The 24,852-nt window shown below is 44.1% G+C and carries 17 protein-coding genes and 1 tRNA gene; 3 read left to right on the top strand and 15 right to left on the bottom strand.

The window, feature by feature from the left end; genetic code table 11:
* Positions 1 to 17: 17 nt before the first annotated feature.
* The 6 genes from odhB to BLR93_RS15565 form a co-directional block, all read right to left on the bottom strand.
* Entirely contained in the window at positions 18 to 1,310 is a 1,293-nt protein-coding gene (odhB, locus tag BLR93_RS15590; protein ID WP_093216553.1) for a 2-oxoglutarate dehydrogenase complex dihydrolipoyllysine-residue succinyltransferase, read from the bottom strand.
* On the bottom strand, positions 1,297 to 4,158 hold the full coding sequence (locus BLR93_RS15585; RefSeq protein ID WP_093216550.1) for a 2-oxoglutarate dehydrogenase E1 component: 2,862 nt from the start codon (positions 4,156 to 4,158) through the stop codon (positions 1,297 to 1,299). Before BLR93_RS15585 ends, odhB begins: the two co-directional genes overlap by 14 nt.
* 242 nt (positions 4,159 to 4,400) lie before the next feature.
* A complete protein-coding gene (locus tag BLR93_RS15580; RefSeq protein WP_281241722.1) occupies positions 4,401 to 5,864 on the bottom strand; it encodes a BCCT family transporter in 1,464 nt (487 codons plus the stop codon).
* Positions 5,865 to 6,497: 633 nt separating this feature from the next.
* The gene (locus BLR93_RS15575; RefSeq protein WP_093216546.1) at positions 6,498 to 8,396 is read right to left on the bottom strand and encodes a PrkA family serine protein kinase; all 1,899 of its coding nucleotides are present in this window, start codon (positions 8,394 to 8,396) and stop codon (positions 6,498 to 6,500) included.
* Between the two features lie 485 nt (positions 8,397 to 8,881).
* Entirely contained in the window at positions 8,882 to 9,355 is a 474-nt protein-coding gene (gene trmL, locus BLR93_RS15570) for a tRNA (uridine(34)/cytosine(34)/5-carboxymethylaminomethyluridine(34)-2'-O)-methyltransferase TrmL (RefSeq protein ID WP_093216543.1), read from the bottom strand.
* A 121-nt stretch (positions 9,356 to 9,476) separates the two neighbouring features.
* A complete protein-coding gene (locus BLR93_RS15565; RefSeq protein WP_093216540.1) occupies positions 9,477 to 10,343 on the bottom strand; it encodes an amidase domain-containing protein in 867 nt (288 codons plus the stop codon).
* Positions 10,344 to 10,402: 59 nt separating this feature from the next.
* On the opposite strand from BLR93_RS15565, the gene BLR93_RS17830 reads away from it, so the two are divergent.
* Positions 10,403 to 10,585 (top strand): hypothetical protein, encoded by a 183-nt coding sequence (locus BLR93_RS17830; RefSeq protein WP_139184434.1) that lies wholly within the window; start codon positions 10,403 to 10,405, stop codon positions 10,583 to 10,585.
* Positions 10,586 to 11,077: 492 nt separating this feature from the next.
* Here the strand turns inward: BLR93_RS17830 and queG are convergent, their stop codons facing one another.
* The 3 genes from queG to BLR93_RS15550 form a co-directional block, all read right to left on the bottom strand.
* A complete protein-coding gene (queG, locus tag BLR93_RS15560; protein ID WP_093216537.1) occupies positions 11,078 to 12,217 on the bottom strand; it encodes a tRNA epoxyqueuosine(34) reductase QueG in 1,140 nt (379 codons plus the stop codon).
* Between the two features lie 58 nt (positions 12,218 to 12,275).
* Positions 12,276 to 13,985 carry an ABC-ATPase domain-containing protein gene (locus BLR93_RS15555; protein ID WP_093216535.1) on the bottom strand — a complete coding sequence of 570 codons (1,710 nt, stop codon included), beginning with the start codon at positions 13,983 to 13,985 and terminating at the stop codon, positions 12,276 to 12,278.
* 164 nt (positions 13,986 to 14,149) lie between these two features.
* Positions 14,150 to 14,223: transfer RNA gene (locus tag BLR93_RS15550), tRNA-Gly, on the bottom strand.
* A 314-nt stretch (positions 14,224 to 14,537) separates the two neighbouring features.
* Here BLR93_RS15550 and dat point away from each other — a divergent pair.
* Both dat and BLR93_RS15540 read left to right on the top strand, forming a co-directional pair.
* On the top strand, positions 14,538 to 15,413 hold the full coding sequence (gene dat / locus BLR93_RS15545) for a D-amino-acid transaminase (protein ID WP_093216532.1): 876 nt from the start codon (positions 14,538 to 14,540) through the stop codon (positions 15,411 to 15,413).
* A gap of 422 nt (positions 15,414 to 15,835) precedes the next feature.
* Positions 15,836 to 16,360: a DNA topology modulation protein gene (locus tag BLR93_RS15540; RefSeq protein ID WP_093216530.1), complete on the top strand. Its 525-nt coding sequence runs from the start codon at positions 15,836 to 15,838 to the stop codon at positions 16,358 to 16,360.
* 53 nt (positions 16,361 to 16,413) lie between these two features.
* Here the strand turns inward: BLR93_RS15540 and BLR93_RS15535 are convergent, their stop codons facing one another.
* The 6 genes from BLR93_RS15535 to BLR93_RS15510 all read right to left on the bottom strand — a co-directional run bounded on the left by BLR93_RS15535 (position 16,414) and on the right by BLR93_RS15510 (position 24,809).
* Positions 16,414 to 18,192 carry a methyl-accepting chemotaxis protein gene (locus BLR93_RS15535; protein ID WP_093216527.1) on the bottom strand — a complete coding sequence of 593 codons (1,779 nt, stop codon included), beginning with the start codon at positions 18,190 to 18,192 and terminating at the stop codon, positions 16,414 to 16,416.
* A gap of 182 nt (positions 18,193 to 18,374) precedes the next feature.
* Positions 18,375 to 18,812 carry a hypothetical protein gene (locus BLR93_RS15530; RefSeq protein ID WP_093216525.1) on the bottom strand — a complete coding sequence of 146 codons (438 nt, stop codon included), beginning with the start codon at positions 18,810 to 18,812 and terminating at the stop codon, positions 18,375 to 18,377.
* Positions 18,813 to 19,144: 332 nt separating this feature from the next.
* Positions 19,145 to 20,161 carry a LacI family DNA-binding transcriptional regulator gene (locus tag BLR93_RS15525; RefSeq protein ID WP_093216522.1) on the bottom strand — a complete coding sequence of 339 codons (1,017 nt, stop codon included), beginning with the start codon at positions 20,159 to 20,161 and terminating at the stop codon, positions 19,145 to 19,147.
* Positions 20,162 to 20,190: 29 nt separating this feature from the next.
* On the bottom strand, positions 20,191 to 22,548 hold the full coding sequence (locus tag BLR93_RS15520) for a glycoside hydrolase family 31 protein (protein WP_093216520.1): 2,358 nt from the start codon (positions 22,546 to 22,548) through the stop codon (positions 20,191 to 20,193).
* 93 nt (positions 22,549 to 22,641) lie between these two features.
* Positions 22,642 to 23,481, bottom strand: a complete 840-nt coding sequence (locus tag BLR93_RS15515) for a sugar ABC transporter permease (protein ID WP_093216518.1) — start codon at positions 23,479 to 23,481, stop codon at positions 22,642 to 22,644.
* A complete protein-coding gene (locus BLR93_RS15510) occupies positions 23,481 to 24,809 on the bottom strand; it encodes a carbohydrate ABC transporter permease (protein WP_093216513.1) in 1,329 nt (442 codons plus the stop codon). The genes BLR93_RS15515 and BLR93_RS15510 overlap by 1 nt, the downstream gene beginning before the upstream one ends.
* Positions 24,810 to 24,852 lie beyond the last annotated feature (43 nt).

Below are 24,852 nucleotides of genomic sequence, written 5' to 3'. Positions count from 1 at the left end.
GAGGGCCGCTTCAGCTGTTAACCTTCCAGCAGCAAATCATATGGATCTTCTAGTAATTGTTTAATCCGAACCAGGAATTGAACAGCATCCTTGCCATCTACAATTCTATGATCATAGGACATGGCAATATACATCATCGGCCGTACTTCTATAGAGTCATCCGGCATTGCGATCGGACGCTTCTGAATCGAGTGCATTCCCAGAATACCTACTTGTGGTGCGTTGATAATTGGTGTAGACAATAAAGAACCAAAAATGCCACCGTTAGTAATCGTGAATGAACCACCTTGAAGATCTGCCATTTGTAATTGTTTGTCTCTAGCTTTTTTGCCTAGACGGGTAATTTCCCGCTCTACTCCGGCAAAATCGAGACGATCTGCATCACGAACGACCGGGACGACAAGTCCGTCATCGGTAGATACTGCAATTCCAATATCATAGAACTTCTTCAAGACGAGTTCATTGCCTTGGATTTCTGCGTTAATTAGCGGGAATTCCTTCAAAGCCCCGACAACTGCTTTTGTGAAAAATGACATGAAACCAAGCTTTACATCGTGTTTTTCCTGGAATTTTTCTTTCCGTTCACTGCGCAACTTCATTACTGCTGTCATATCTACTTCATTGAAAGTAGTCAGCATCGCAGCATTATGCTGCGCTTCTACCAGACGATTAGCAATCGTCTGGCGGCGGCGTGACATTTTCACCCGCTCGACAGGCTTATCGAATTCTGTTTTCTCCGCTGGCTTTGCTTCCTGCTTGTCTTTCTTAGGAGCTTCCTGCTGCTTATTGCCGCCTTTAGCCGTCTGTTCAACATCCTCAGGGCGGATACGCCCAAGGGGATCACGCGGATTTACATCATTAAGATCAATGCCAAGCTCACGGGCCCGCTTACGGGCTGCTGGCGAAGCAACGGCATCTTGTTTACCACCTGATTTTTGCTCTTTCTGTTCGCTGCCGCCGGACTGTTTCGTTTCCTGTTTTGCTTCCTGTTTCGTTTCCTCTTGGGATGAATCGGCTGCCGCTTTATTATCATTGCTTTCCGTCTGTCCGGCTTCTTCTGAACCGCCAGCTTCCCCGTTTTCATCTACTTTAGCAATGATATCTCCTACTTCAACATCGTCGCCTTCTTCTCTGACTATCTCAGAAATGACACCGGCATAGTCAGAGTTCACTTCAACATTGACTTTGTCCGTTTCCAATTCTAATACTGGATCGCCTTTTTCCACTTTATCGCCTTTTTTAACAAGCCACTCGGCGATGGTACCCTCTGTAATCGATTCTGCTAATTCTGGGACTTTAATTTCCTTCATTGGAATCTCCTCCTTTAGACAGCTTTAAGGCTTCATGCACGATGCGTTTTTGCTCTGTTTTGTGAATATTAGGTTCTCCAACCGCTGGTGATGAACGATCCGGACGACCAACATAATGAAGCTGTTGATTATCTTCCAACAAATTGAAAAGAATCTCCTTGACAAAATTCCAGCTTCCCATGTTTCTAGGTTCTTCCTGAACCCAAATAACTTCTTCGACATTCGGACAGCCCTTTAGAATCTTTTCCAATTCCTTTTGCGGGAATGGGTAAATTTGTTCCAGGCGAACAATATGAATATCGTCTACTTGTTTCTCATTTTGGCTCATTGTTTCGGCAATATCGACCATTACTTTTCCGCTGCCGATGACTAGACGTTTTGCCTTTTTTGTCGTTTTCGGCAGCCCTGGCTGGGCGATCAGCTTTTCAAAATTCTTCTCGCTGAATTCTTCCGCGGAAGAAGCTACACGCTGATTACGCAATAAGCTTTTCGGTGTCATTACCACCAACGGACGGGCGGAATCCTTGCCGCCTAATGCTGCCTGCCGGCGAAGCAGGTGGAAATACTGGGCACTTGTTGTCACGTTCGCAACAATCCAGTTGTTTTCCGCTGCCAATTGTAGAAAACGTTCCAGCCTGGCACTTGAGTGCTCTGGTCCCTGGCCTTCATATCCATGAGGAAGCAATAGTACCATATTGGACTTTTCTCCCCACTTGGCACGGCCTGCTGCAATAAACTGATCAAAAATAACCTGGCCAGCATTGGCAAAGTCACCAAATTGTGCTTCCCAAAGAACTAATGTGTTCGGCGACTGGACACTGTAGCCATATTCAAAGCCTAACACTCCAGCTTCTGATAACGGACTGTTATGGATAGCAAAAGAAGCTTTTGCTTGTTCCAATCCCTGCATCGGACAATACGTATCGCCGGTTTCTACATCGTGCAATACTAAATGCCTGTGGGCAAAAGTTCCACGTTCAGAATCCTGGCCGGTAAGCCTGATCGGTATTCCTTCTTGTAAAATCGAAGCATATGCCAGCGTTTCAGCAGTGGCCCAGTCAGCCTTTTTACCTTCTTCTAATGCTTCACCGCGTTTTTTAAGAATCTTTTCAAGCTTCTTAAAGCCATTAAAACCTTCTGGACGCTTTAACAGGCCTTCATTCAACTCTCTTAGCTGTTCAAGAGGCAATGCCGTTTTGATGCCATCCAAACCATTGGACAAAGCCTCTGGAGCAGGCTTTGGTTCAGGTTCATCTGTTTTGTTTTCCATCATGTTGTTAAAAATATCACGGAGCTCCTGCTCCCGTTCGTTTTTAATTTCGTCGTATTCACCTTCGCCAATAATGCCTTCTTCCTGAAGCCGTTTTGCATAAAGGACGGCAACTGTTTCATGGCTGTCAATTTCTTTATACAATTGAGGCTGGGTTGCACGAGGCTCATCCATTTCGTTATGTCCGTACCTGCGGTAACCGACTAAATCGATCAGGAAATCTTTATGGAAGGTTTGCCGGTACTCATAAGCAAGCGCCATTGCAGATACACATGCTTCTGGATCATCCGCATTGACATGGATAATTGGAATTTCAAATCCCTTCGCTAGGTCACTTGCATATCTAGTTGATCTCCCCTGGTCCTGACCAGTGGTGAAGCCAACTAAATTATTTGCTATTAAATGAAGCGTACCGCCAGTCCGATATCCTGGAAGATCGCTCATATTCAGCGTTTCAGCAACAACTCCTTCGCCAATAAAGGCGGCATCCCCGTGAATCAGGATGCTGAAAGCTTTATTCTGATCGTGTTCCGGAGCGCCTGACTGGGAAGAGTCCTCCTGTGCAGCTCTCGTAAATCCTTCCACTACAGGATTAATGAATTCCAGATGGGAAGGGTTGTGAGCCAGCGTAATTCTTGTAGGTGAAACCTCATCTTCGCCTAAGCTGGTAACGGCACCGAAGTGGTATTTCACATCACCTGTCCATCCATAGTTAATCCCTTTCGAACCTGCCGAAGGCATTAATTCTTTATCCGAAGAGTAGTGAAATTCAGAAAATATTTTGTCATAAGGCTTGCCGAGCACATGAGACAAAACGCTCAACCGTCCCCTGTGAGCCATGCCCATCATTATCTGTTCCGTTTCATCTGTAAAGGAGTTCCTTACTGCTTTATCCAGCATGGGAATCATCATTTCCAAGCCTTCAATAGAAAAACGTTTTTGACCGACAAATGTCTTGGCAAGGAAACTTTCAAACCCTTCAACTTCTGTCAATCTTTTCAATAATTGTTTCTTGTCTTCCTTACTCAAAGATAAAGCAAAAGCGCTGGTATCTATTTTATCCTGAAGCCATTTTCGCTCATCATCATTATTCACATGGTCATATTCAAACGAAATCGTTCCTACATAATTTTCCTTTAGCAGGTTGACTACTTCTAACGCATTATCCACGTTAGATGGCGCTTGTTCCCAAATCCAGTTCGCAGGAATCGCTTCCAAATCTTCGTTCGACAAACCATAATAACTTGGATCGACTAATTCTGTCTTCCTGTTTTTTTCTTTTCCGACAGGATATATGTCTGCTTCTAAATGCCCGTAACGGCGAATAGCCTCCACAAGTTTCATTGTCGAGGTTAGCTTTTTTATATCACTGGCTGAAGTTGTTCCTAAATCGGCTTGCTGCAATCCCCCTGATTGTCTTAACCACTCTGGTGCTCCATACTGATCGAACATCTCTTTAAGAGAAGGATCAATTGCTGAAGGATCTTGTTTATACATATCATACTGTTCTTCAATATACCCCATGTTTGGACCATGGAATTTCTCCCAGAATCTTCCACTAGATTCTTGCTGTGTCACGACTTATACCCCCATTAGAAGTTCACTTTCTCCATCAATTGACGTCATTAAACACTCAATGACCATTATAGAACTGACCTCTTTCTACATCAACTAATATACCCTATTTTAATCAAGGAAACAATAACTTCTCTACACGAACCGGCAAAAACTTGAACTGCTTATCGCTTTACGGGCTTAATGTTATCAATACCTGAGTCTTACAGCAAAAAACTAAAAGCCCAGTAAAAATGATTACTGGACTAATCAGAATGCCTTTTACTTTCCCTTCTTAATTCGATCCCCAGTGAGATGCATATCATTAAAATAAGAACAGCAAAAGGAAGTGCCGTTACAACCGCGACTGCTTGAAGAGCCTCCAGACCGCCGCTCAACAGCAGGATTGCAGCTGTACCCGCAATTAAAAGCCCCCATACCGTTTGCGTGCTTTTTCGAGGGTTTAACGTCCCCTTTGAAGATAACATGCCAAGCACATAAGTCGCAGATGCGGCCGATGTAGCGAAGAATATAGTGATTAACAGCAGACCGAGCACGCTAAGGACTGTTCCTAACGGTAATTGATCCAGCATAATAAATAATGCTACCTCTGCATTTTTCTGGGCAGGCTCCGCAAGGTTTGCTCCTTGAAACATTTGCAGATGAATAGCGGTGCCGCCAAATGCGACAAACCATACCGCCCCAAGCAGTGCGGGAAACAACAAGGCACCAAGAATAAATTCCTGAATCGTCCTCCCTCTGGAAACCCTGGCTATAAAGGTACCGACGAATGGAGACCAGGCAATCAGCCAAGCCCAGTAAAAGATCGTCCACTGCCCTTGCCAGCCGCTGTTCGCATAAGGATTCACTTCCAAACTTAAAGATAAATAATCACGCAAATAGTTTCCCAAGGTTGAAGCGAGATTATCCAATATAAAAATAGTCGGACCTAAAACTATTACTGCAGCGAGCAATACTGCGGCTAATCCAAGATTGGCGTTGCTCAGCATCCTGATTCCCTTATCGAGGCCTTTCATGACAGCAGCCATAAATAGAATGCCAACTACCGCTATGACAACCATCTGGGAAGCAGAGTTATTGGGTGTCCCAAACACCTCGCTTAAGCCGCCGCTAACCTGCATGGCGCTTAAGCCAAAGGTAGTCGCAATACCGATTGCTGTTGCTAGAGTTGCAATGATGTTGATCACTTTTCCCGCCGGCCCATTAACTCTGTCCCCAATTAATGGATGAAAGGCATGGCTGATTAATCCGGCCCGTCCTTTGCGAAATTTAAAATAAGCGATAGCCATTCCAATAATGGCGTAAATAGCCCATGGCTGAATCGTCCAATGAAACACACTATATTTCAAAGCTGCTTTTGCAGCTTGATCTGTTTCCGCTTCGATTCCTGGAGGCGGAGAAGCATAATGGGAAATCGGCTCTGCTACCCCCCAAAACACAAGGCCAACACCCATACCAGCTGCAAACAGCATGCCAATCCAGGAAAAAAAGGAATAGGCTGGTTCACTATCCTGCTTGCCAAGCTTTATTTTCCTATGACTGCTAAAAGCTAAATAAAAGCAAAACCCTACATATATAGTAGTGGCAAACATATAGAACCAGCTAAAGTTAGCAATCATCCAATCAAGCATCGCTGAAGAAGTTTGGCTCATATGAGAAGGTGCCGCTGCCCCCCACAGGACAAAACCAGCCAATACAGTCACTGATATATAAAAAACAATTCCTGGTTTCTTTTTGTCGATAAGATCACCCCTATTCCTAATACTTACTGAAGAGATACTTATAACCTATTGCCCAGGCAAAAAAGCCTTAAACTTGTAAAAAAATAAAAGGACTTGGGACATAACATTAGAAGGAAATTTCTTAATAGTATCGGATAAACGCTAGTACGGCGCTACGGAAATACACTACGCTTTCCGCGGGCGGCTGGTGAGCCTCCTCGAGCTTGCGCTCTGCGGGGTCTCACCGAGGCCTTTCCTCCCGCAGGAGTCTCCGTGGATTTCCTCCTCTGAAAGTCAGCGTACTGGTTTCAGCTGTACACAAATGCTTATGGTTTACTTGAGATCGCGGTCGTCATGCAAGGTAGTAAGAACAGCCATCTCAGCGCACGTAGAACATGGATCCTTTATTTTCAAGGAGGATGAAGCCGTGCCCATGGAAAGTATTCTGTCGGCGCAAGTTTAACCTTGTCAGAAGGAAGAAATAGAGTTGTTACTGGGTCCGCAGGTTATATGAAACATTCGAAAAGAAAAATCGAACGAGCTCGAATCCTAAGGATTTCGAATCATCGTTCGATTTTTGCTTTAGCCGCTATACTTTTGCTCTAAACCTCTTCTGCTTGATCAGCGATTCAACAGACTACCGACATAACGAAGTAACTCATTGGCAGAAATTGGGTTGTAGCCGTACTCGTCAATTAAGGTAGCTACCACTTCATTTATCTTTTTCAATTGCTGCTCGTCAGGAGTTTTGCTGGATGTAGTAATCTTCACGACATCTTTCAGGTCTGCAAACAATTTTTTCTGGATTGCTTCCCTTAACCGCTCGTGTGATTGATAATCAAATTTCCTTCCTTTTCTTGCATAGGCAGATATTCTAATTAATATTTCTTCCCGGAAGGCTTTTTTGGCATTTTCCGATATCCCTATTTGTTCTTCGATTGAACGCATCAGCTTTTCGTCTGGATGCATTTCTTCTCCAGTCAACGGGTCATGGAGCTTCGACTTGTTACAATACGCCTCGACGTTATCAAGATAATTTTCCATCAATGTCTTGGCAGATTCTTCATAAGAGTAAACAAACGCTTTTTGCACTTCTTTTTTAGCGATCTCATCATATTCCTTACGAGCAATGGAAATAAAATTCATATACCGTTCTTTATCATCTTTAGAGATAGAAGCGTGGCTATCAAGACCATCTTTCAATGAGCGGAGAACATCTAAAGCATTGATTGCCGTCATTTCTTTTTTTATGATTGTGGAAGAAATTCTGTTGATAACATAACGAGGATCAATACCGCCCATGCCTTCATCGGAAAATTCTTTTTTCAATTCAAGTACATCCGCATCACTGTATCCTTCGACATCCTGGCCGTCATATAAGTACAATTTCTTCAGTAAGTTGATACTGCCCCGGTTGGATTCCTTCAATCGTGTTAACACCGTAAACATGGCGGCTATTCTCAACGTATGGGGAGCGATATGGACGTCTTTAATATCACTTTCATTAATCATTTTCTTATATATTCTTTCCTCTTCGCTTAATTTTAGATTGTAAGGAACAGGCATAACAATCATCCGGGAATGAAGGGCTTCATTTTTTTTGTTGGCGATGAACGAGCGGTACTCCGATTCATTGGTGTGGGCCACAATCAACTCATCCGCCGAAATCAAAGCAAATCTGCCCGCCTTGAAATTCCCTTCTTGAGTGAGGGATAAGAGATGCCAAAGAAACTTTTCATCACATTTCAGCATTTCCTGAAACTCCATAATCCCGCGGTTTGCTTTATTTAATTCCCCATCAAACCGGTAGGCACGCGGGTCAGATTCCGAACCGTATTCGGCAATCGTAGAAAAGTCGATAGATCCTGTTAAATCGGCAATGTCTTGTGACTTTGGATCAGAGGGACTAAAAGTGCCAATACCTGTCCGCTTATCTTCTGAAAAGAAAATCCGTTCTACTTGGACATCTTCAATCCGGCCACCATACTCCGTTTCCAGTTTCATCGTATTAAGCGGAGACAAGTTTCCTTCAATCCTGATTCCATATTCCTGTTCAAAGTCTCCACGTAAATGCGGTGGAATCAAATGTAACGGATCTTCGTGCATGGGACAGCCTTTAATCGCATAGACAGCACCTTCGTCTGTCAAGGTATATTGCTCCAATCCCCGTTTAAGCAAGGAAACTAAAGTAGACTTACCGCCGCTTACAGGACCCATTAACAAGAGAATTCTTTTCTTTACATCAAGCCTTCTGGCTGCCGGATGAAAGTACTCTTCCACCAGTCTTTCCAGCGCTTCATCAAGGCCGTAAAGATCATTTTCGAAAAATTTGTATGTTTTCACACCATCCTCACGCTCATTTACGCCCTTATGCTTAATCATGCTATAAACTCTTGAGTGGGCAGACTGAGCTAAATAAGGCCGTTTTTTCAATAATTCCAAGTAATCTGCTAAGGTACCTTCCCATTTCAGCCTTTCCTGATCTTCTCTATGATTCTGGATTTTTTTCAGAATATCCATTCCTACATCCTCCCCAGAAGTAATTTAACAGAATAACCCAGCCATCCAGTCAATAGCAAAGGTTCTTTTCTTCTCTCCTGCTTTCCTTTGGTATTCATCCTTAAAAGATGGTTACTTTAATCTATGTAGGCAACGCTTCGAACATGAATAACGCTGGCAATGTATTCAACTTTTGCGTTCCCTTGCAAAAAATCCCGCCAGAGTCTATGAAGGGATTTTGCTGCTTCTAGTTCACAAGGCAACAATAATTAGTTATAATGGAAAAAGTATGATTGATACATATAACCATGTTTAATAGAAGGAATATACATCGCAAATGGAAAAAGGAGGATGTCATCCATGGGGATTTTTTTGATTTTAGGTGTTACTGTCGTATTTCTCGTTTCCATCTTTACTGCCGGCTATGACTCCAAACAATCACCAAAGAGATAAAGAAACCGCCAGCCTGCATTGGCTGGCGGTTTTATGTTTACTGGTCCTGCTTTTTATTTCAGTCCCGGAAATCCTTGCTGCCTTAGTGCTTCATAAATAATAATGGCCGCTGTATTGGATAAGTTTAAAGAACGCACTTTATCCGTCATATGGACCCGCAGGCATTTGTCTTCTTTTCCTGCCAGCAATTCCTTTGGAATCCCATTCGTTTCCCTGCCGAATACAAAAAATAGATCCTCCTCCGGCCGGTTATAGTCATAATCTGTATAATATTTCGTACCGAAGTTCTCAATATAATAAAAATCCCCTTGAGGATAGGTTTGATATAGTTCTTCTAAGGAATCGTAATATTTGATATCTACATCCTGCCAATAATCCAATCCCGCCCTGCGCACCATCTTGTCATCCGTAGAGAAGCCAAGCGGCCGAATCAAATGGAGAGTCGTGTCTGTTGCCAGGCACGTCCGTGAAATGTTTCCCGTATTTGCCGGGATTTCCGGCTGAAATAATACAACATGTATTGCCACTTTTTTCACCCCAAAAAAAATTAGTAACCTGGTTATTATACCACAATGCCGCCAAGTTACTAGCCAGCACTGGATGCCGGCAAAACAACCTATTTCAGATTAGAAAATGAACAAAACCTCTCTATTCGCCGATCCGGAAAAACTTATATTTGCAATTTTCCGTCCATGCCATAGAGTCCTCATAGCTCCAGTAGCGATGTCGGCTGTTATCAGTATGGGCATTCACCAGTGGTTCTCCCTGCAGATCTTTAGTCACAACGATCGTATTATGATCCCAGCGGCCATCCCCCTGAAAGTCATAACAAATCACATCACCAGGGGATAGATCGCTTGCCTTTTCCATCTCTCTACCTTTCAGACCCTGAGTAGAACCGCTTAAATACCACCTCAGCGAATGAGCTACTGCCCAGCTGTAGCTCCAGCTATCTCCTTGGTACCACCAGCCCTCCCCTTTATTAGGCATGCCTCGCATCGGTGCTCCCCCCGCCGCTAAGCATTGGGAAATATAATTCGTGCAGTCTACAGCGAATTCTTTGTAATTGGGATTGTACTCGTTCCACCAGCGCTCTGCATATTGGACTGCCGCCCGCCTGTCATAATTAAAACGCGATGCCCGGATATCCTCTTCTTTGCCGAATACGGAGATAGCAGGCACATCCTTGGGCAGTGCAGGCCGGTCAGCGAGCTGGTCATTTATTATCTCCTCTTCCTTTATAGACACCGTATGGCGGCGTTTCTCTTCTTCATGATAAAAGGAATTGCCTTGTTTAATAAAAAAGGTTGCCAGCAAATCATATTGTAAGCGTGTAGTTCCGTCTTTTTCCGTTTTAGTGCCGAGCAGCTTGCCTTCCCCGCGCATGCGGGGCACTTTGCTTCCTCTCGATTCGTGAAGATACTTTTTGCGTAATATCCAGTTAGCCTTCTTTTCTTCCGCCCTTTGATCTAACTGCCGACGCCAATAAGCCTCTAAAAGTTCCTTATAGTCCATCCATGCACCCCTCCTATCTTGAATATATGTAGCTGGTAAGATAGAGAGAACAAAAGAGGTTGGAACATAACATACATTCACTTGCAAAAATCGAACGATGGCAGCATAGGAAGGTTTATAAGACCATCTTCGAGCATTCGATTGATGACGAAAAGGAATATATATGGCGATTAACAGTAGTATTAGATAAGTATTCGTACGGCGTGATTTCAAGTAAATCAGAAACATTTGTGTATTGCTGAAAACCTTACGTAGACTTTCAGAGGAGGAAATCCACGGAAACTCCTGCGGGGGAAAAGGCCTCGGTGAGACCCCGCAGAGCGCAGGCTCGAGGAGGCTCCCCAGTCGCCCGCGGAAAGCGTAGTGTATTTCCGTAGCGGTCGTCATGCAAGGTTGTTAGAACAGGCCTATTGCGCCGGCAGAATACGTAGACTTCTCTGGGAATAGCACGAGTCTGAAGACAAGGACCGCTCGGCTGCAACTCATCGCATGCAGAAAATGGCTCCTTTATTTTCAAGGAGGGCGTGGCCATGCTCTCGGAAAGCGAAGTATGCTGTCGGTACCCAACCTTGTTAGAAGGAAGAAATAGAGTTGTCACTTGTCCGCAGGTTATCTTAAAAATTCGAAAAGAAAAAACGAACGAGTTCGAATATTAGAGATTTCGAATCATCGTTCGATTTTTGCTTTGTCCGCTATCCTTTTGTCCCAACCTCTTTCCTGCCAATAAAACAAAACTAGCTGTACACCGTTTGGAAACGAAGGCCTTTCTCCATTTCGAAGAGCACCTGCTCGTCGGTTTCTTTCTGCTTGGCTGCTTCGATTGCTGCAAAGGCTTTTTCTGTTCCTATTTTTCCTAGAGACCAGGCAGCAGTGCCGCGAATTACCGGACGCGGATCTGATTCCATCAGGCGTATCAATTCGTTTACCGAGCTTTCTTCCCGGTAATGGCCGAGTGCAATGATTGCATTGCGCTGAATTGGTTTTTTCCCTCGCCAGGAACCGGCTATCTCCCCGAACTTTTCCTTGAACTCTCGGTTCGACATAGAAAGCAGCGGAATAAGCTTCGGCTTTACAACTTCTGGATCGGGTTCCATTTCCGGATGGAGGTGGAAATCTTTTTTCTGGTTCTTTGGGCAAACCAGCTGGCACGTATCGCATCCATATATACGGTTACCTAGTTTAGTTCTATATTCGTCCGGCAGAAAGTCTTTCGTTTGCGTCAAAAATGCAATGCATTTTTGGGCATTTAACTGCCCGCCTTGGATAAGCGCTCCAGTGGGGCATGAATCAATACACTTAGTGCATTCCCCACAGCTGTCCTCCACGGGTTGATCTGGAGGGAAAGGGATATTCGTTATCATTTCGCCAAGATAAACATAGGAACCAAATTCCGGGGTAATGATCGTTGTATTTTTACCGCTGAAACCAATACCGGATCGTTCAGCGACAGCACGATCAGAAAGCTCACCGGTATCGACCATTGATTTATAATTAAATGCATAAACCTTGCCTGCGATAAATTCAGCCAGCATTTCTAATTTTTCTCTTAAAATATGATGATAATCTTTTCCCCAGGATGCTCTGCAAAAAAGCCCGCGCCTTTCCCCTTTTTTACTTTTCGGTGCATCCTTCAGTCTGGAAGGGTAGGCAAGAGCAATAGAAACGATCGACTGTGCTTCTGGCATCAATTTGGCAGGATTCGTCCGCTCTTCAATACTGCCCTTTTCAAAGCCTGATTGATAGCCTAGGTCCTGCTGCTGCTCAAGCCGCGACTTAAGCTCGGTAAATACATCTACAGAGGCGAACCCAATTTTATCGATGCCAATGCTTTTACTATAATCAATGATTTCCTGCTTTAATTCCTCGTAAGCCATGTGCTTTTCCCTCCTTTCCAGCATGGAGGGACAGATGATAACTGTCCCTCTGGTATGATTAGCTGATATCTTTTACTTTGGCAGTCCGCATTCTATTAAGAGTTGCGGCTATTTCGAACCGGCGTGGTCTTGCCAAATCGCCGGGGTGCTGTTCTGGAAATGGTGCAAATGACCCCAGTCCTTTTTCGTCCATTTGGAGTTCGATTGCATCAAGCAGCTCTGTTAAGGATCGGTTCTTGTTCAACCAATGCTTTTGAACCAAATGGCGAAGAATTTCTGCAATCATTCTAGTTTGTGAAGGATCGACTAATTGTTCAACATAATGAAGGGCAATGTCGGTTCTTCCCATAATAATGGTAGCAAGCCCTTTCGCCTGTACCTTCGATTTTTTTCCTTGGTTTGTCTGCAGGCTTCCGTTAAGGAACTGCCGCACGGGCAAATCGCCAAATTCCTGTTGATTGAAGAGATTCCGCGAAAATGGATACTTTTCAGCAATCGAACGGGCCCGCTCTGTGACATTATGCGGCTGGTAACGGTCCATCATGATTACCTGGTCAGCTGCTTCAAAGTAATCACCGGATCCGCCCATTACTAAAATAGTAGAAACACCAAGCTGGTCCCGCATTTGCTCTACTCTATCGATAAACGGGGTGATTGGTTCCTTTTCATTAACTACCAGCTCTTGCATCCGTTGATCGCGAATCATGAAGTTGGTAGCACTCGTATCCTCATCAATTAAAATCGTACTTGCACCAGCTTCAAGAGCTTCGACTACATTTGCTGCCTGTGAAGTACTGCCACTCGCATTTTCGGTAGTGAACCTGCTTGTGTCCTGCTTGTGCGGCAAATCATTAATGAATGGCGCAATATTGACAGTACTTACTTGTCTGCCATCTTCAGCACGGACTTTCACTGCCCTTGGATCAGTCAGTACGTATTCCCGTCCGTCCCCTTTTTTATGGTGGTAAACGCCTCGCTCAACGGCTTGAAGCAGTGTGCTTTTTCCGTGATAACCGCCGCCGACAATCAGCACAATGCCTTTCTTTAAAGCCATTCCAGTCAGCGGTTCTTCCTGATGGGGGATATCGATGGAAACTCTGTTTTCTTCCGTACTTTCAAACGGTACAGCCTGCTTCATCGGCCTATTGCTGATACCGCTCTCCCTCGGCAGGACAGCGCCGTCCGCAATAAAGCTTATCCAGCCATTTTCCCTCATTTTTTGTCTGATCGCCTGATGTTGGTCAGCCAATTCAACGCTGGCTTCTATCTCTGCGTCAGAAATAGAATAAATCGATTTTTCCAGAATAGCAGGAATTGCTTCAAAAAAAAGCTTTTCAGCTTCTCTTCCATTTATCCTTCGCCCATTAGCGGGTAAACCAACCGATAGGCAAATTGTCGTGTAGCCATCATCTAAGACAACGGCACTCCGTTCAAGGATTTCCTGTCCGGGGGCATCAATGGCAATCAATCCACTTTTCCCGGACCCCTTACTATAAACGGTGTTGTTGTTAATTGCCTTTGCTACCGATCTGGCAATAGTGTCTTCGGTATAAATTTTCCGCTGCCGGTCATTTTTCCAATCCGGTTGAATTTTTCGGTACGCATCAGGGATAATCAACCTGATTTTTGAAGGAGCTGCGAATGGATCTCCTTGCACATAATCTATAACAAGCTCGAAGCGATGAAAAGAATACCTGCCTTGGATAGATTTATATCCTTTGTAGCTCTTCCCATCGACCTGCTTCAGTTTTCTTTGAAGTTCTTTCATCACTGACACCTCTTTCAAACTAGCTACTTATAGGATACATTCTATCTTACCCTTGTATCAAGCTAAGCATTATCGAGGATAACAGCATGGAAAGCTTTTTTACATAGTAAAAACGCAATGCCTCGTTGCTTAAAAACGAAACACTGCGTTGGCTCATAAGTTCATGGAGCGGGTGAAGGGAATCGAACCCTCATCATCAGCTTGGAAGGCTGAGGTTTTACCACTAAACTACACCCGCATACTAATTAGATATCATTTTGCTCGTCTTTCTTGAAGTGATGTTTATCATTATAACAACCGTTTTCCTTAGTTGCAATAGGTAGCTACCATTTTTGTCGAAAAGTTTTCATAGGGGATTCACCAAGATAATAAAGAGGATTAAATCCTGTCACCACAGGGAAAATAATTCAGCAGCTCATCCGCACAAGCGTTAAAATAGAAGAGCCATAAATGGACTTTGTTTAGATGTGGCACATAGAATAAAAGAAGCTGTTCTATGATATACTTTTTTCATGGCTTGTATACCACTTTGAAGGAGGTTTTTCCCCCGAAATGATACACCCACATGTGTTATCCCAAACAGAATTTGTAAATGGCGATGACTTAACTTATCCCTTTCAGGAACGCGGCTTGCAATTCGGTGATGGCGTTTATGAAGTAATCCGTGTTTATCAGGGAAGATACTACTTAATGACAGAGCATGTAAACAGACTGTTCCGCTCCGCCGCAGCTGTAAAAATAAAGCTGCCTTTTGAGAAGGGCGAGCTATTCGATAAGCTTGATGAGTTACTTAGGATAAATAAAGTACAAGGAGACGCAAAAGTCTACTTACAGGCAACTCGCGGGTCAGCGATACGCGACCATGTTTTTCCTGATGTGGAAGCGAACTTCTATGCCTATGTCCAGGATCTTCCGCGTCCGGTTGATAAATTGACCAACGGAGTTACCGCTATCACTCAGCCGGATGTACGCTGGCAAAACTGTTATATCAAAAGCTTGAATTTATTGCCGAATGTACTTGCCAAGCAAGAGGCAAGTGAGCATGGCGCCTTTGAAGCGATTCTTCACCGCGAGGGAACGGTGACGGAATGCAGTTCATCCAACGCTTATATTGTTCAAAACGGCCGTATATTCACCCATCCGGAAACCAATAACATTCTGCACGGCTGTGTCCGGTCGCGTGTCAAGGTATTGGCAGAGAAATTGGATGTTCCGTTAGTGGAAGAGGCTTTTTCGCTTGATGACTTACAGACAGCAGATGAAGTATTCTTGTCCAGCAGTACTGCCGAAATAATGCCGATCATTCAAATAGATGGGGAAAAAGTCAATAATGGAAAACCTGGGAAAATCACCGTTGCCTTGCAAAAATCGTATGAAGAAGATGCCCAATTATTGACAAAGATGTCCAGTGCTTTAAAACCTGATTAACATTGAGAGGTTGGGACAAAAGGATAGTAGCTGGGCAAAAATCGAACGATGATTTCGAAATCCTTAGGATTCGAACTCGTTCGATTTTTTTCTTTTTTTAACACCAGCGGCCCCTGTGACAGCTCTCATTCTTCTAACAAGGTTGGGTGCTTAAATTTGCACCAACAGAATACTCCGGTTTCCGTGGGCACGGCCTCAGCCTCCTTGAAAATAAAGGAGTCATTTTTTTAAAACTCCATATGCTGTAATCATTCGCTTTTTGCAAATAGATGTATGTCGTGTCCACGCCACTTTTTGATGCAATTCACCTCAAGTGGCCAGATTAAACTGCGTTTTTATAAAAAGCTTATTGATTTTTCCAAAAATAGTGGTATGATAAAAAATCCGTCCATAAAAAATCGTTACGCGAAGGGAGAAGATCTATGAAAAAAATCGCCATTATTGGCAGCGGCGGAGCTGGAAAATCGACGCTGGCCAAGCAATTAGGTGAAATTCTCCAGCTGCCTGTCTACCATTTAGACGCTTACTTTTGGAAGCCCGGCTGGCAGCCAATCAGCAAACAGGAACTATCCAAACAGCAAAAAGAGATTATCCAACAGGACTGCTGGATCATTGATGGAAATTATGGATCAACAATGGATTTACGGCTCCAGGCTGCAGACACCGTAATATTCCTTGATTACTCCACGTTAAGATGCTTGTACGGCATCGTTAAACGCAGAATTCAATACCAGGGCAAAACACGGCCAGATATGGGAGCTGATTGCCGGGAGAAGCTCGACCTGGAATTTTTTCTCTGGGTGGCCAGATTTAAAAAAAGAAAAACCCCAGCCATAAAAGAAAAGCTGAGGAACACCAACGATATCACCATCTACCACTTACAAACACCAAAGCACACGAAAAAACTACTGCAAAAATTGAACGCCCAATTCACAAACCTTACATAACATACTGTCCCTTTATGAAAAGGGACGCTGCTTCAGAAAATTACTTCCAAAACTTATACAGTAAACCGGGCGACCGCCTGATCCAGCTGCTGTGAGTAATCAGCCAGTGTCGCGGCACTATCTGAAACACCATTGATTTCCTGCTTTTGGTCATGAATAGCAGCAGATGCTTGTTCAAAACCAATGGAAAACTGGTTGGTGACACCTGCTATCTTTTCCATCGAATCATTGATATCCTTACTATTTATGCTTAATTGTCTGATTGTCTTGGAGATGGATTGAATCGCAGAAGCCATTGCTTCCATCTCCTCCTGAATATGGTTAAAGCTTGCTTCCGTCTGTTGTGACTTTTGCTTACCGGCTAATACCTGCTGAAATCCTTCTGTCAAAGAAACGGAAACGTCGGACGCATCTGTTTGTATAGTCGAAATCATCCTTGTTATCTCGGCTATCGAGGAGTCAACCTGGTTAGCGAGCTTTCGCACCTCTTCTGCGACAACTGCGAAACCCTTCCCTGCAGTACCAGCTCTTGCTGCTTCAATTGATGCATTGAGAGCAAGTAAATTGGTTTGAGAGGCGATGCCTTTAATGACCTCGACTAAATGAGAGATATCCCGGGAACTCTTATCCAGATTGGTCATTTTATGTACGGCCCCTTCAAAAATGGAATATACACCGGCCATTTGGCTGGTTGTTTCCTTCATTGATTGGCTTCCTGCCTTTGTTGCCAGCAGAACTTGCCTGGAGGAAGCCGCTAACTCTCGCCCTTTGCCATCGGCTCGGTCAATATCCTGGTGGAAGTCACCTACTATAGCATTAATATTTTGCGAAAACCCGGTCTGCTCCTGGGAACTTGCCGATAGTTGCTCCATTGTGGCTGCAATTTGTTCACTGGACTGCTGCACATCATGCGAATGCTGATGTAAAAAGCTGCTTTGAGCCGAAACTTGAAGAGAGGTATGTTGGATATGGCTAACCATTTCCTTCATTTTCTGATTCATCTTGTTTACTGCGTTTGTCAGCTGGCCAATTTCATCCTTCCCTTGGTAATGAATCTCCTGATTTGTTAAGTCGCCTTCTGCAATCCGATTACTTACCTGCACCACTTGATTAAGCCCCTGTTTTAGCGAACGGGCAATCATTACAGCCATGCCGGCACTGATCATGCTGACAATAAATACAACTGCTGCCATCGTGATAATGACCGTCCGGATATGCTGTTCAGCAAGGAGAATCATTTGATTACTGGTTTCCTGCACTTCCGCTTTCAGTCGTTCTAACAGCTCGACATTTTTATTCCGAAGCGAGGAAATTTGCAGTCTGGCCTCTGTATAAATAGCCATGTCCCCTCGGACTACCGATGGCACGACAGTATCGATGAACAGCGTATCGATTTGCTGATTGTTTTTATCGATTTGCTTAATGATTGCTGCTGCTTCTTTATCTGTTCCAGTTGAAATCGTCTGAATTTGTTCATTCAGTTGATTTCGAAGCTGGCGGTATTCCTGTTGATCCTCACTGCGCAAAAAGGTGATGTAATCGGCAATACGGATGTCCTTAGACCTGATCAGCGAGCCAACTTCGGTAATTTGTACTGCCTGTTCTTCCTGGAGCTTAATCTTATGTATATCTTTAATCAAATCAACTAGTAAAAAACCAATTACAACAGATGCTGCCAGATAAAGGAAAATAGTAATAAATGATTGAACCAATAGCTTGCGGCTAATAGTTATGTTTCTCCAGTTAAGATGCCTGGTAATACTGCCGCTCTGATCCGAATGGCTTGCGGCCGAATCGCGACCGACTGCACGAGTAAAAAATTTGCTCCCCATATCCCCCGACCACCTTTATTCTCTTTTGCTATCTGAAGCAAATTTTAAAAGATACCGTCGAAGAATGCTACATAAACGGAAAAACTTTACAGAATCTTTATATTACCGGCCAGGCGACAATTATCAAAAAAAGCCGAGCCATCTCTTGACCCGGCTTTCCCATGCTTATCATATTGTCATGCTTATGTCCTGTCATCCTCTTCTTCCAGTCTTTCCATTTCCCGATGGGTTTGCGGAAATCCGTTGGCAATCCACTCGGACCGGTATTCGTGATCTAATTCGGTCAGCCCTTTTTCCGCATCATCCACAGGGGCATCTGGACTTTCGATGTCGTCTTTTTTTGCGATGGTGCTGTCTGCCTGGCTTCCTTTGCTGCTTTTCATTTTGGAACCGATATCATCAAGCATGTCTTTTTCCTTATTCATCATACCAATTTGATCATCAATAACTGTTTTAACCTTTTGAATCGTTTTATCTGCGCCTGTCTTTACCGTCTGCATTAAATCTGCGCCCTGGCTGTCGTTATTAGCTTTCTTCTGATACGTCTTGAAAGCTACCACCGTACCTGCTGAAACGAGTGCGGTTGAACCAGCAATTATGCCAATTGTAGATTTTTTCATAAAAATCCCCTCCGTTTTTAAAATCCCTGCCTTTTAAAACATTTGGTATATACTCTATATCCTTTATTTCCAGAAACTAAACGAAGTGCGCAGAATTAGTTTTATGCTTGAGTGAATTAGGTACAATTCCAAGCAATGCCACATACATAGTGAAGAGAAAAAATAGGAGGTACAATTCAAGCGGGCAGCAGCGGATGAGCAAAACCATGCTGTTTGGTTTTTGTATTTCTTGATAAAGAATTAACAAATAATGCGCCATGTATTGTTTTCCAAGGGGAAGAATCCATACACGATTGAATTGAAAATAAAAAAAGGAGCACTTTAGCTCCTTTTTATTGTTCACTTACCGAATTCCGGTAAATAATGTTGTATGGAACGATAATCCGTCTGGAAGGTACCGTTTTATCGACGGTTCGTTCAATCAGCGCCCTTGCCGATTGGGCGCCTAATTCATGGATATGGATATCGACTGTCGTCAAAGCCGGCCTGGTTATCTCCGACAGATAAGCATTATTAAAACTTACCAGCGAAATATCCCGCGGCACCTGGACGCCTGATTCTTCCAGTGTACTCAACACTCCTAGACTCATCAGGTCATCCGTAACGACAATGGCAGTAGGCCGGACAGGCAGGGAAAGCAGACGTTCGACAGCTTCCCTTCCACCCGATTTCAGAAACTCGGTATGGATTTTATAGGCATCGTTATTGGGCAATCCAGCATCTGTCAAAGCCGACTGATACCCTGATTCCCGGTCCCTTGTCACAAACAAGTCCTTAGAACCACCGATAAATGCTATTTTTTCATGCCCGCTTGCAATCAAATAATTGGTTATTTGCTTTCCCGCTGTAAAGTTATCATTATCCACATGGGTAATTTCCTGCAGTTTTTCAAAAGGTTTCCCTACCATAACAAAAGGAAAATCCCGCTCCTGCAGAAAGGACATTACCGGGTCGTCGACACGCGAGTACAATAGAATGACTCCATCTACATAACTGCCATAGACCATCCGCTGCACTTCTGCCAGAATTTCCTGTTCCGTCTCGCCGCTTGACAGCGTTAACGAGTACTGCCGTTCATGGATAACCGACCCGATTCCCCTCAACACTTCCGGAAAAAACGGGTTTTGCAGCGCTTTGTCCGCAGACGAAGGCATAATCACGCCAATTGCTTTTGTCGACTTCGCCACTAGGTTACGGGCATGGATATTAGTGTGATAGCCCAAATGTTCCATCGCCTCGCGCACTTTTTTTTTCGTAGCCGGACTGATTCTCGGGTTATCCGCAATTACTCTGGAAACCGTAGAGGGTGAGACACCAGTCACCTTTGCTACATCTTTAATTGTTACCATGAGCCAAATTCACCCTCTACTTTCCCTATTTACCATTCTGAGAATGATAGTTTATGATCACCGTTGCTTTTCACTCCCTTGATTATAACATCTTGCCCTTGTTTTAGACCAATCAGATTGACATCTATTTGCCGATAAGCAGGAGTATAATCGCCACTTTGGCTTCCAATATCCAAATAGACTGCATCTGCTTTCGAAGCGACTTCTATCTCCATTGCCAGGAAACGGCCTTGTTGATAGGCAAACGTTTCGCCATCATCATCATAATAGCTGAAACGGTAACTCTCCCCTTGTTCACCGGCATAAATATCCATGGTGATGCTTTTCCATGTTTTGTCCTGGTTAGATACCCAATCCGCCTGCATAACGGCCGTTCCTCTTTTAATAAAAATCGGCATATCCTCCAGTTCCGCGTGGATCAGGTAGGTGTTCCTGCCTTGATAGACGTCCCCGGTTCGATAATCTACCCATTCACCGTCTGGCAGGTAAACAGCCCGATCCTCCACAGAAGGAGCGAGAATCGGAGCAATGATTACATTATCCCCTATCATGAATTGATCATTAAGATTGTACGTTTTTTCGTCTTCAGGAAATTCCATGAACAATGGTCGCATCACCGGCAACCCCTCTTTGCTTGCTTGGGCGAACAACGAATAAATGTGAGGCAGCCAGCGATAGCGCATTTGAATATACTTTTTCATTATCGCTTCATACAATTCACCGAACTGCCATGGTTCTTGATACAGCGACCCTATTACCGAATGGTTGCGGAAAAATGGCGTAAAGGCGCCGACTTGTGTCCAGCGTACCAGCAGTTCAGCATTGGTATGGTGGGCAAAACCGCCGACGTCAGGTCCGGTGAACGGAACCCCTGATAAACCCAGATTCATTACCATCGGAAGCGACATTTGCAAATGCTCCCAAAAGCTCCGATTATCCCCTGTCCAGACGGCAGCATATCGCTGCACCCCGGCAAAACCCGCTCGTGTCAGCAGAAAAGGACGCTTTCCATCAAGCTGTTCTTTGAGTCCTTCATATGTCGCCTTGCCCATCAACATGCCGTAAACATTATGAAGTTCACGGTGGGTGGCTGGATTTCCATCGTTGCTGTGCATGACTTCTACGTCCATTGTTTTCGTTTCGTTGAAAACGGCCGGTTCATTCATGTCATTCCAAATACCTTCAATACCCATATCCGTATAAAAGGCATGCTTCCTTCCCCACCAGTTACGTACTTTTTCATCCGTAAAATCCGGGAAAGCACTTGTGCCCGGCCATACATCGCCAAAGTAAATATTCCCTTCAAGATACTTACAAAATAAGTTTTGCCGGACTCCCTCCTGGTAAACTGGATATTCTGGGTCTTTTTTCACGCCAGGATCGACAATCGGAACAGCCCTGATCCCCATTCCGCGCAAATCCTTGATCAGCTGCTCCGGATCCGGAAAGCGTTCGTTATCAAAAGTGAACACACGGTAGCCATTCATGTAGTGAATATCGAGGTGAAGCACATCGATGGGAATATCACGGTCAATAAAGTTTTGGGCAATCTCCCGGACTTCTTCCTCTGTTTGATAGCTGTAGCGCGACTGATGATAGCCTATTGCCCACTTAGGAGGCAGCGGCATTCTTCCAGTCAAATGGGTGTATTGCTCGAGTACCTGCTTTGGTTTTGGGCCAGCCATTACGTAATAGTCGAGCTGTCCACCCTCCGCATGAAAAGAGTAACGGTCCGCGTTAGAACGCATATCGAAAGAGGTCCGGAAAGTGTTATCAAAATAAACCCCATGGGCCTTCCCCTGCCGTAAAGTCATAAAATAAGGGATAGATTGATAGAGCGGATCCGTTTCTGGGTTATGCGGTGCATACACATCCGTATTCCACATTTCATTGACCTCTCCACGCTTATCGAGAAAACCGGCTTTTTCGCCGAAACCGTAAAAGTGATCCTTCTTGTACATCTGTTTATACACGATAACTTCGCCGTTTTCCCTGTAAGCCATACCTCTTTCCCCTTCAGATACCAATTCGTTTCCCTCCAGGTCGTTGACACTCACTCGGAAGGGCTCTCTGTCGATCTTCAGCTCTATTTTGCTTGTTTTCAAAGAATAAGTATCAGCGGAAAAATCTTCTTTAACTATGATGTTGTCCGGCTCTGCTACTACAGTTTGGGAGCGGTCCAGCTCAGGCTCCCCGTCAGGGTTCATGACGATGCGGACGATTGAATCCGTGTAAAATTGAATAGCAACGCGGCCATTTTCACAGGTGAACAGGTAAATGTCATTGACTTTCTGGTGTTCCATTTCCCTGCCGATATCGCGGTACACCACTGCCCCGCTCTGTTGTCCCATTCCTGGGTGAATCGCAAAACTAGTATCTTCATGCATAAAAAGTACCTCCTGTGCGTTAGGTATTAGTTAGTGTATACCCTTCATTGTATGAATTTTACTAAAGATTAATAGTACCAATGGAAGGTGGCATTATCCTTTTGTTCCGCCTGCGGTCAAACCTGAAATTAAATAACGCTGCAAATAGAGATAAACAGCAGCAATCGGAACAGCCACAAGGATGGACCCTGCCGCAAACCTGGTAAAATTGTTAGCAAACTGGTCATTGATAAAATTATAGAGACCAACGGCCAGGGTATAATTTTCTGCGCTCGACAAGATAATTGTCGGAAGCAGAAAGTCAAACAGCGGCATCATAAAATTAAACAAGGCTACTACTGCTAAAATCGGCTTGGCCAACGGCAGCATGATACTCCAAAATACCCGGAGATGTCCGGCCCCATCGATGCGCGCTGCCTGATCCAGCTCCCTGGGAATCGTGTCAAAATAGCCTTTGACCAGCCAGGCATTAAAAGGAATTTGCCCTCCCAAGTAAATCAGGATTAACCCGGTAAGCGTATCAAGCAGCCCGATCATATTTAAGAAAATATATAATGCTACCATCGCCATCATGACAGGAAACATTTGCAAAAGCAGAAAAATGTACAAGCCATTTTTTCTGCCGACAAACTGATAGCGGGAAAAAGCATAGGCTACCAATGATGTTAAAATAACACTCCCAATCGCTGTAACTCCCGAAACAAACAAAGAGTTTTTGTACCACAACAAATAATCACTTTCCTCGCTAAACAACCATTGATAATGGTCCAGTGAAAAATTTTCCGGTATGATTGAGGATGAGTAAAGGCTGTGGCCCTGGTTAAAAGAGATGCCGACCGTCCAAATGAGCGGATAGAAAATAATGACAGCGACTACCGCTAATACGCCATACATTGCAGCTACTTCTATTCTCGATTTTCTCTTCTGGTTCATCAAATCTCACCCTCTTCTTTGAATGATCGCGTTTTTCGGAATTGATAAAAGGCAAACCCGGAAACAATCACTCCCATGATGATGGAAATGACTGCCGCCATGCTGTAATTGTTTGTATCAAAGGTTAGCTTATAAACCCAGGAAATCAGGATATCTGTCCCACCTGCGTTTTGACCTCTGACCGGCGGGCCTCCTTCATTAAAAAGGTAGATGACATTAAAATTGTTAAAGTTTTGCGCATATTGCATAATCAGCAGCGGCGCGGTCGCAAACATAACATGAGGTAGGGTAATATGGCGGAACTTCTGCATGCGCGAGCCTCCATCTACATCCGCAGCTTCATACCAGTCCTTTGAAATGCTTTGCAGTACACCGGTAAACAGGGCAAATATGAATGGAAAGCCGAGCCACGTCTGCACCATGATAATTGCAATTCGGGCATAAAACGGATCACCCAGCCATGGCAATCCTCCACCGCCGAATAAAGGAATGATGATATCCCTGTTGATCGCCCCGAAATCATCATTAAACATGGCTGAAAAGATGAGAATCGTCACGAAAGCCGGTACCGCCCATGGGAGAATTAGTACCGTCCGAATTATTTTTTTAAATTTAATCCGCGGATCATTGACAATCAGGGCAAGAAACAGTCCAATGCCGATTTGCAGCGTCGTAGCGACAACTGTCCAGACAATCGTCCAGGAGAATACACTAAGGAACGTATTTTGCCATATCGGGACAGTCACCAGGTCGACGAAATTGCTGAAGCCGACCCAATCTACTAAATTACGGGGCGGAGAATTGTATAGATTATAGTTTGTAAACGCTAGTAAAACAGAAAATAATAAGGGAAAAATAACAACGAAAACCATCAGCAGCAGACCCGGAAATGTCATTAAATACGGAAAAGCATACTCATAAAAGGCACTGATCGTTTCTCTGATTTTTGCCGGTTTCCAGCCGTTCTGTATTTTGCGTGCCTGGTTTCTGGCATCTAAAACATTAAAAATGTACAAGCTTACAGCAAAGAAAACACCAATTAAGGACAGAACTCCAAAAACCAATAATCGAATCGAGTGGTCCGTGCCAGGAATTGTACCTAGTGTCCTGAGGCCCCACAGCCCAAAATTGATTGATTCCAGCATCGTTAATAGAAAGGCCAGTTCGACTAATATAAAGACTGCCCCTTTTAAATACCGGCGGTTATAAAGCTGACCCAACCCGGCAAATACAATCGATAAAACGAGCGCAACTGCCGGACTGTGTTTTCTCTTGCGTTGTATGCCTGACTGATGATTCTCCGGGTCTTGATGAGCTGGCAATGCCATGGAAATCCCCTCCTTTAGGAAACAGTTATAAGTATCGTTCAAT

It is taken from the genome of Sediminibacillus albus, assembly GCF_900101125.1.
GTDB classification, from domain to species: Bacteria; Bacillota; Bacilli; order Bacillales; family Amphibacillaceae; genus Sediminibacillus; species Sediminibacillus albus.
This window is presented reverse-complemented; position numbering and strand designations above follow the sequence as displayed.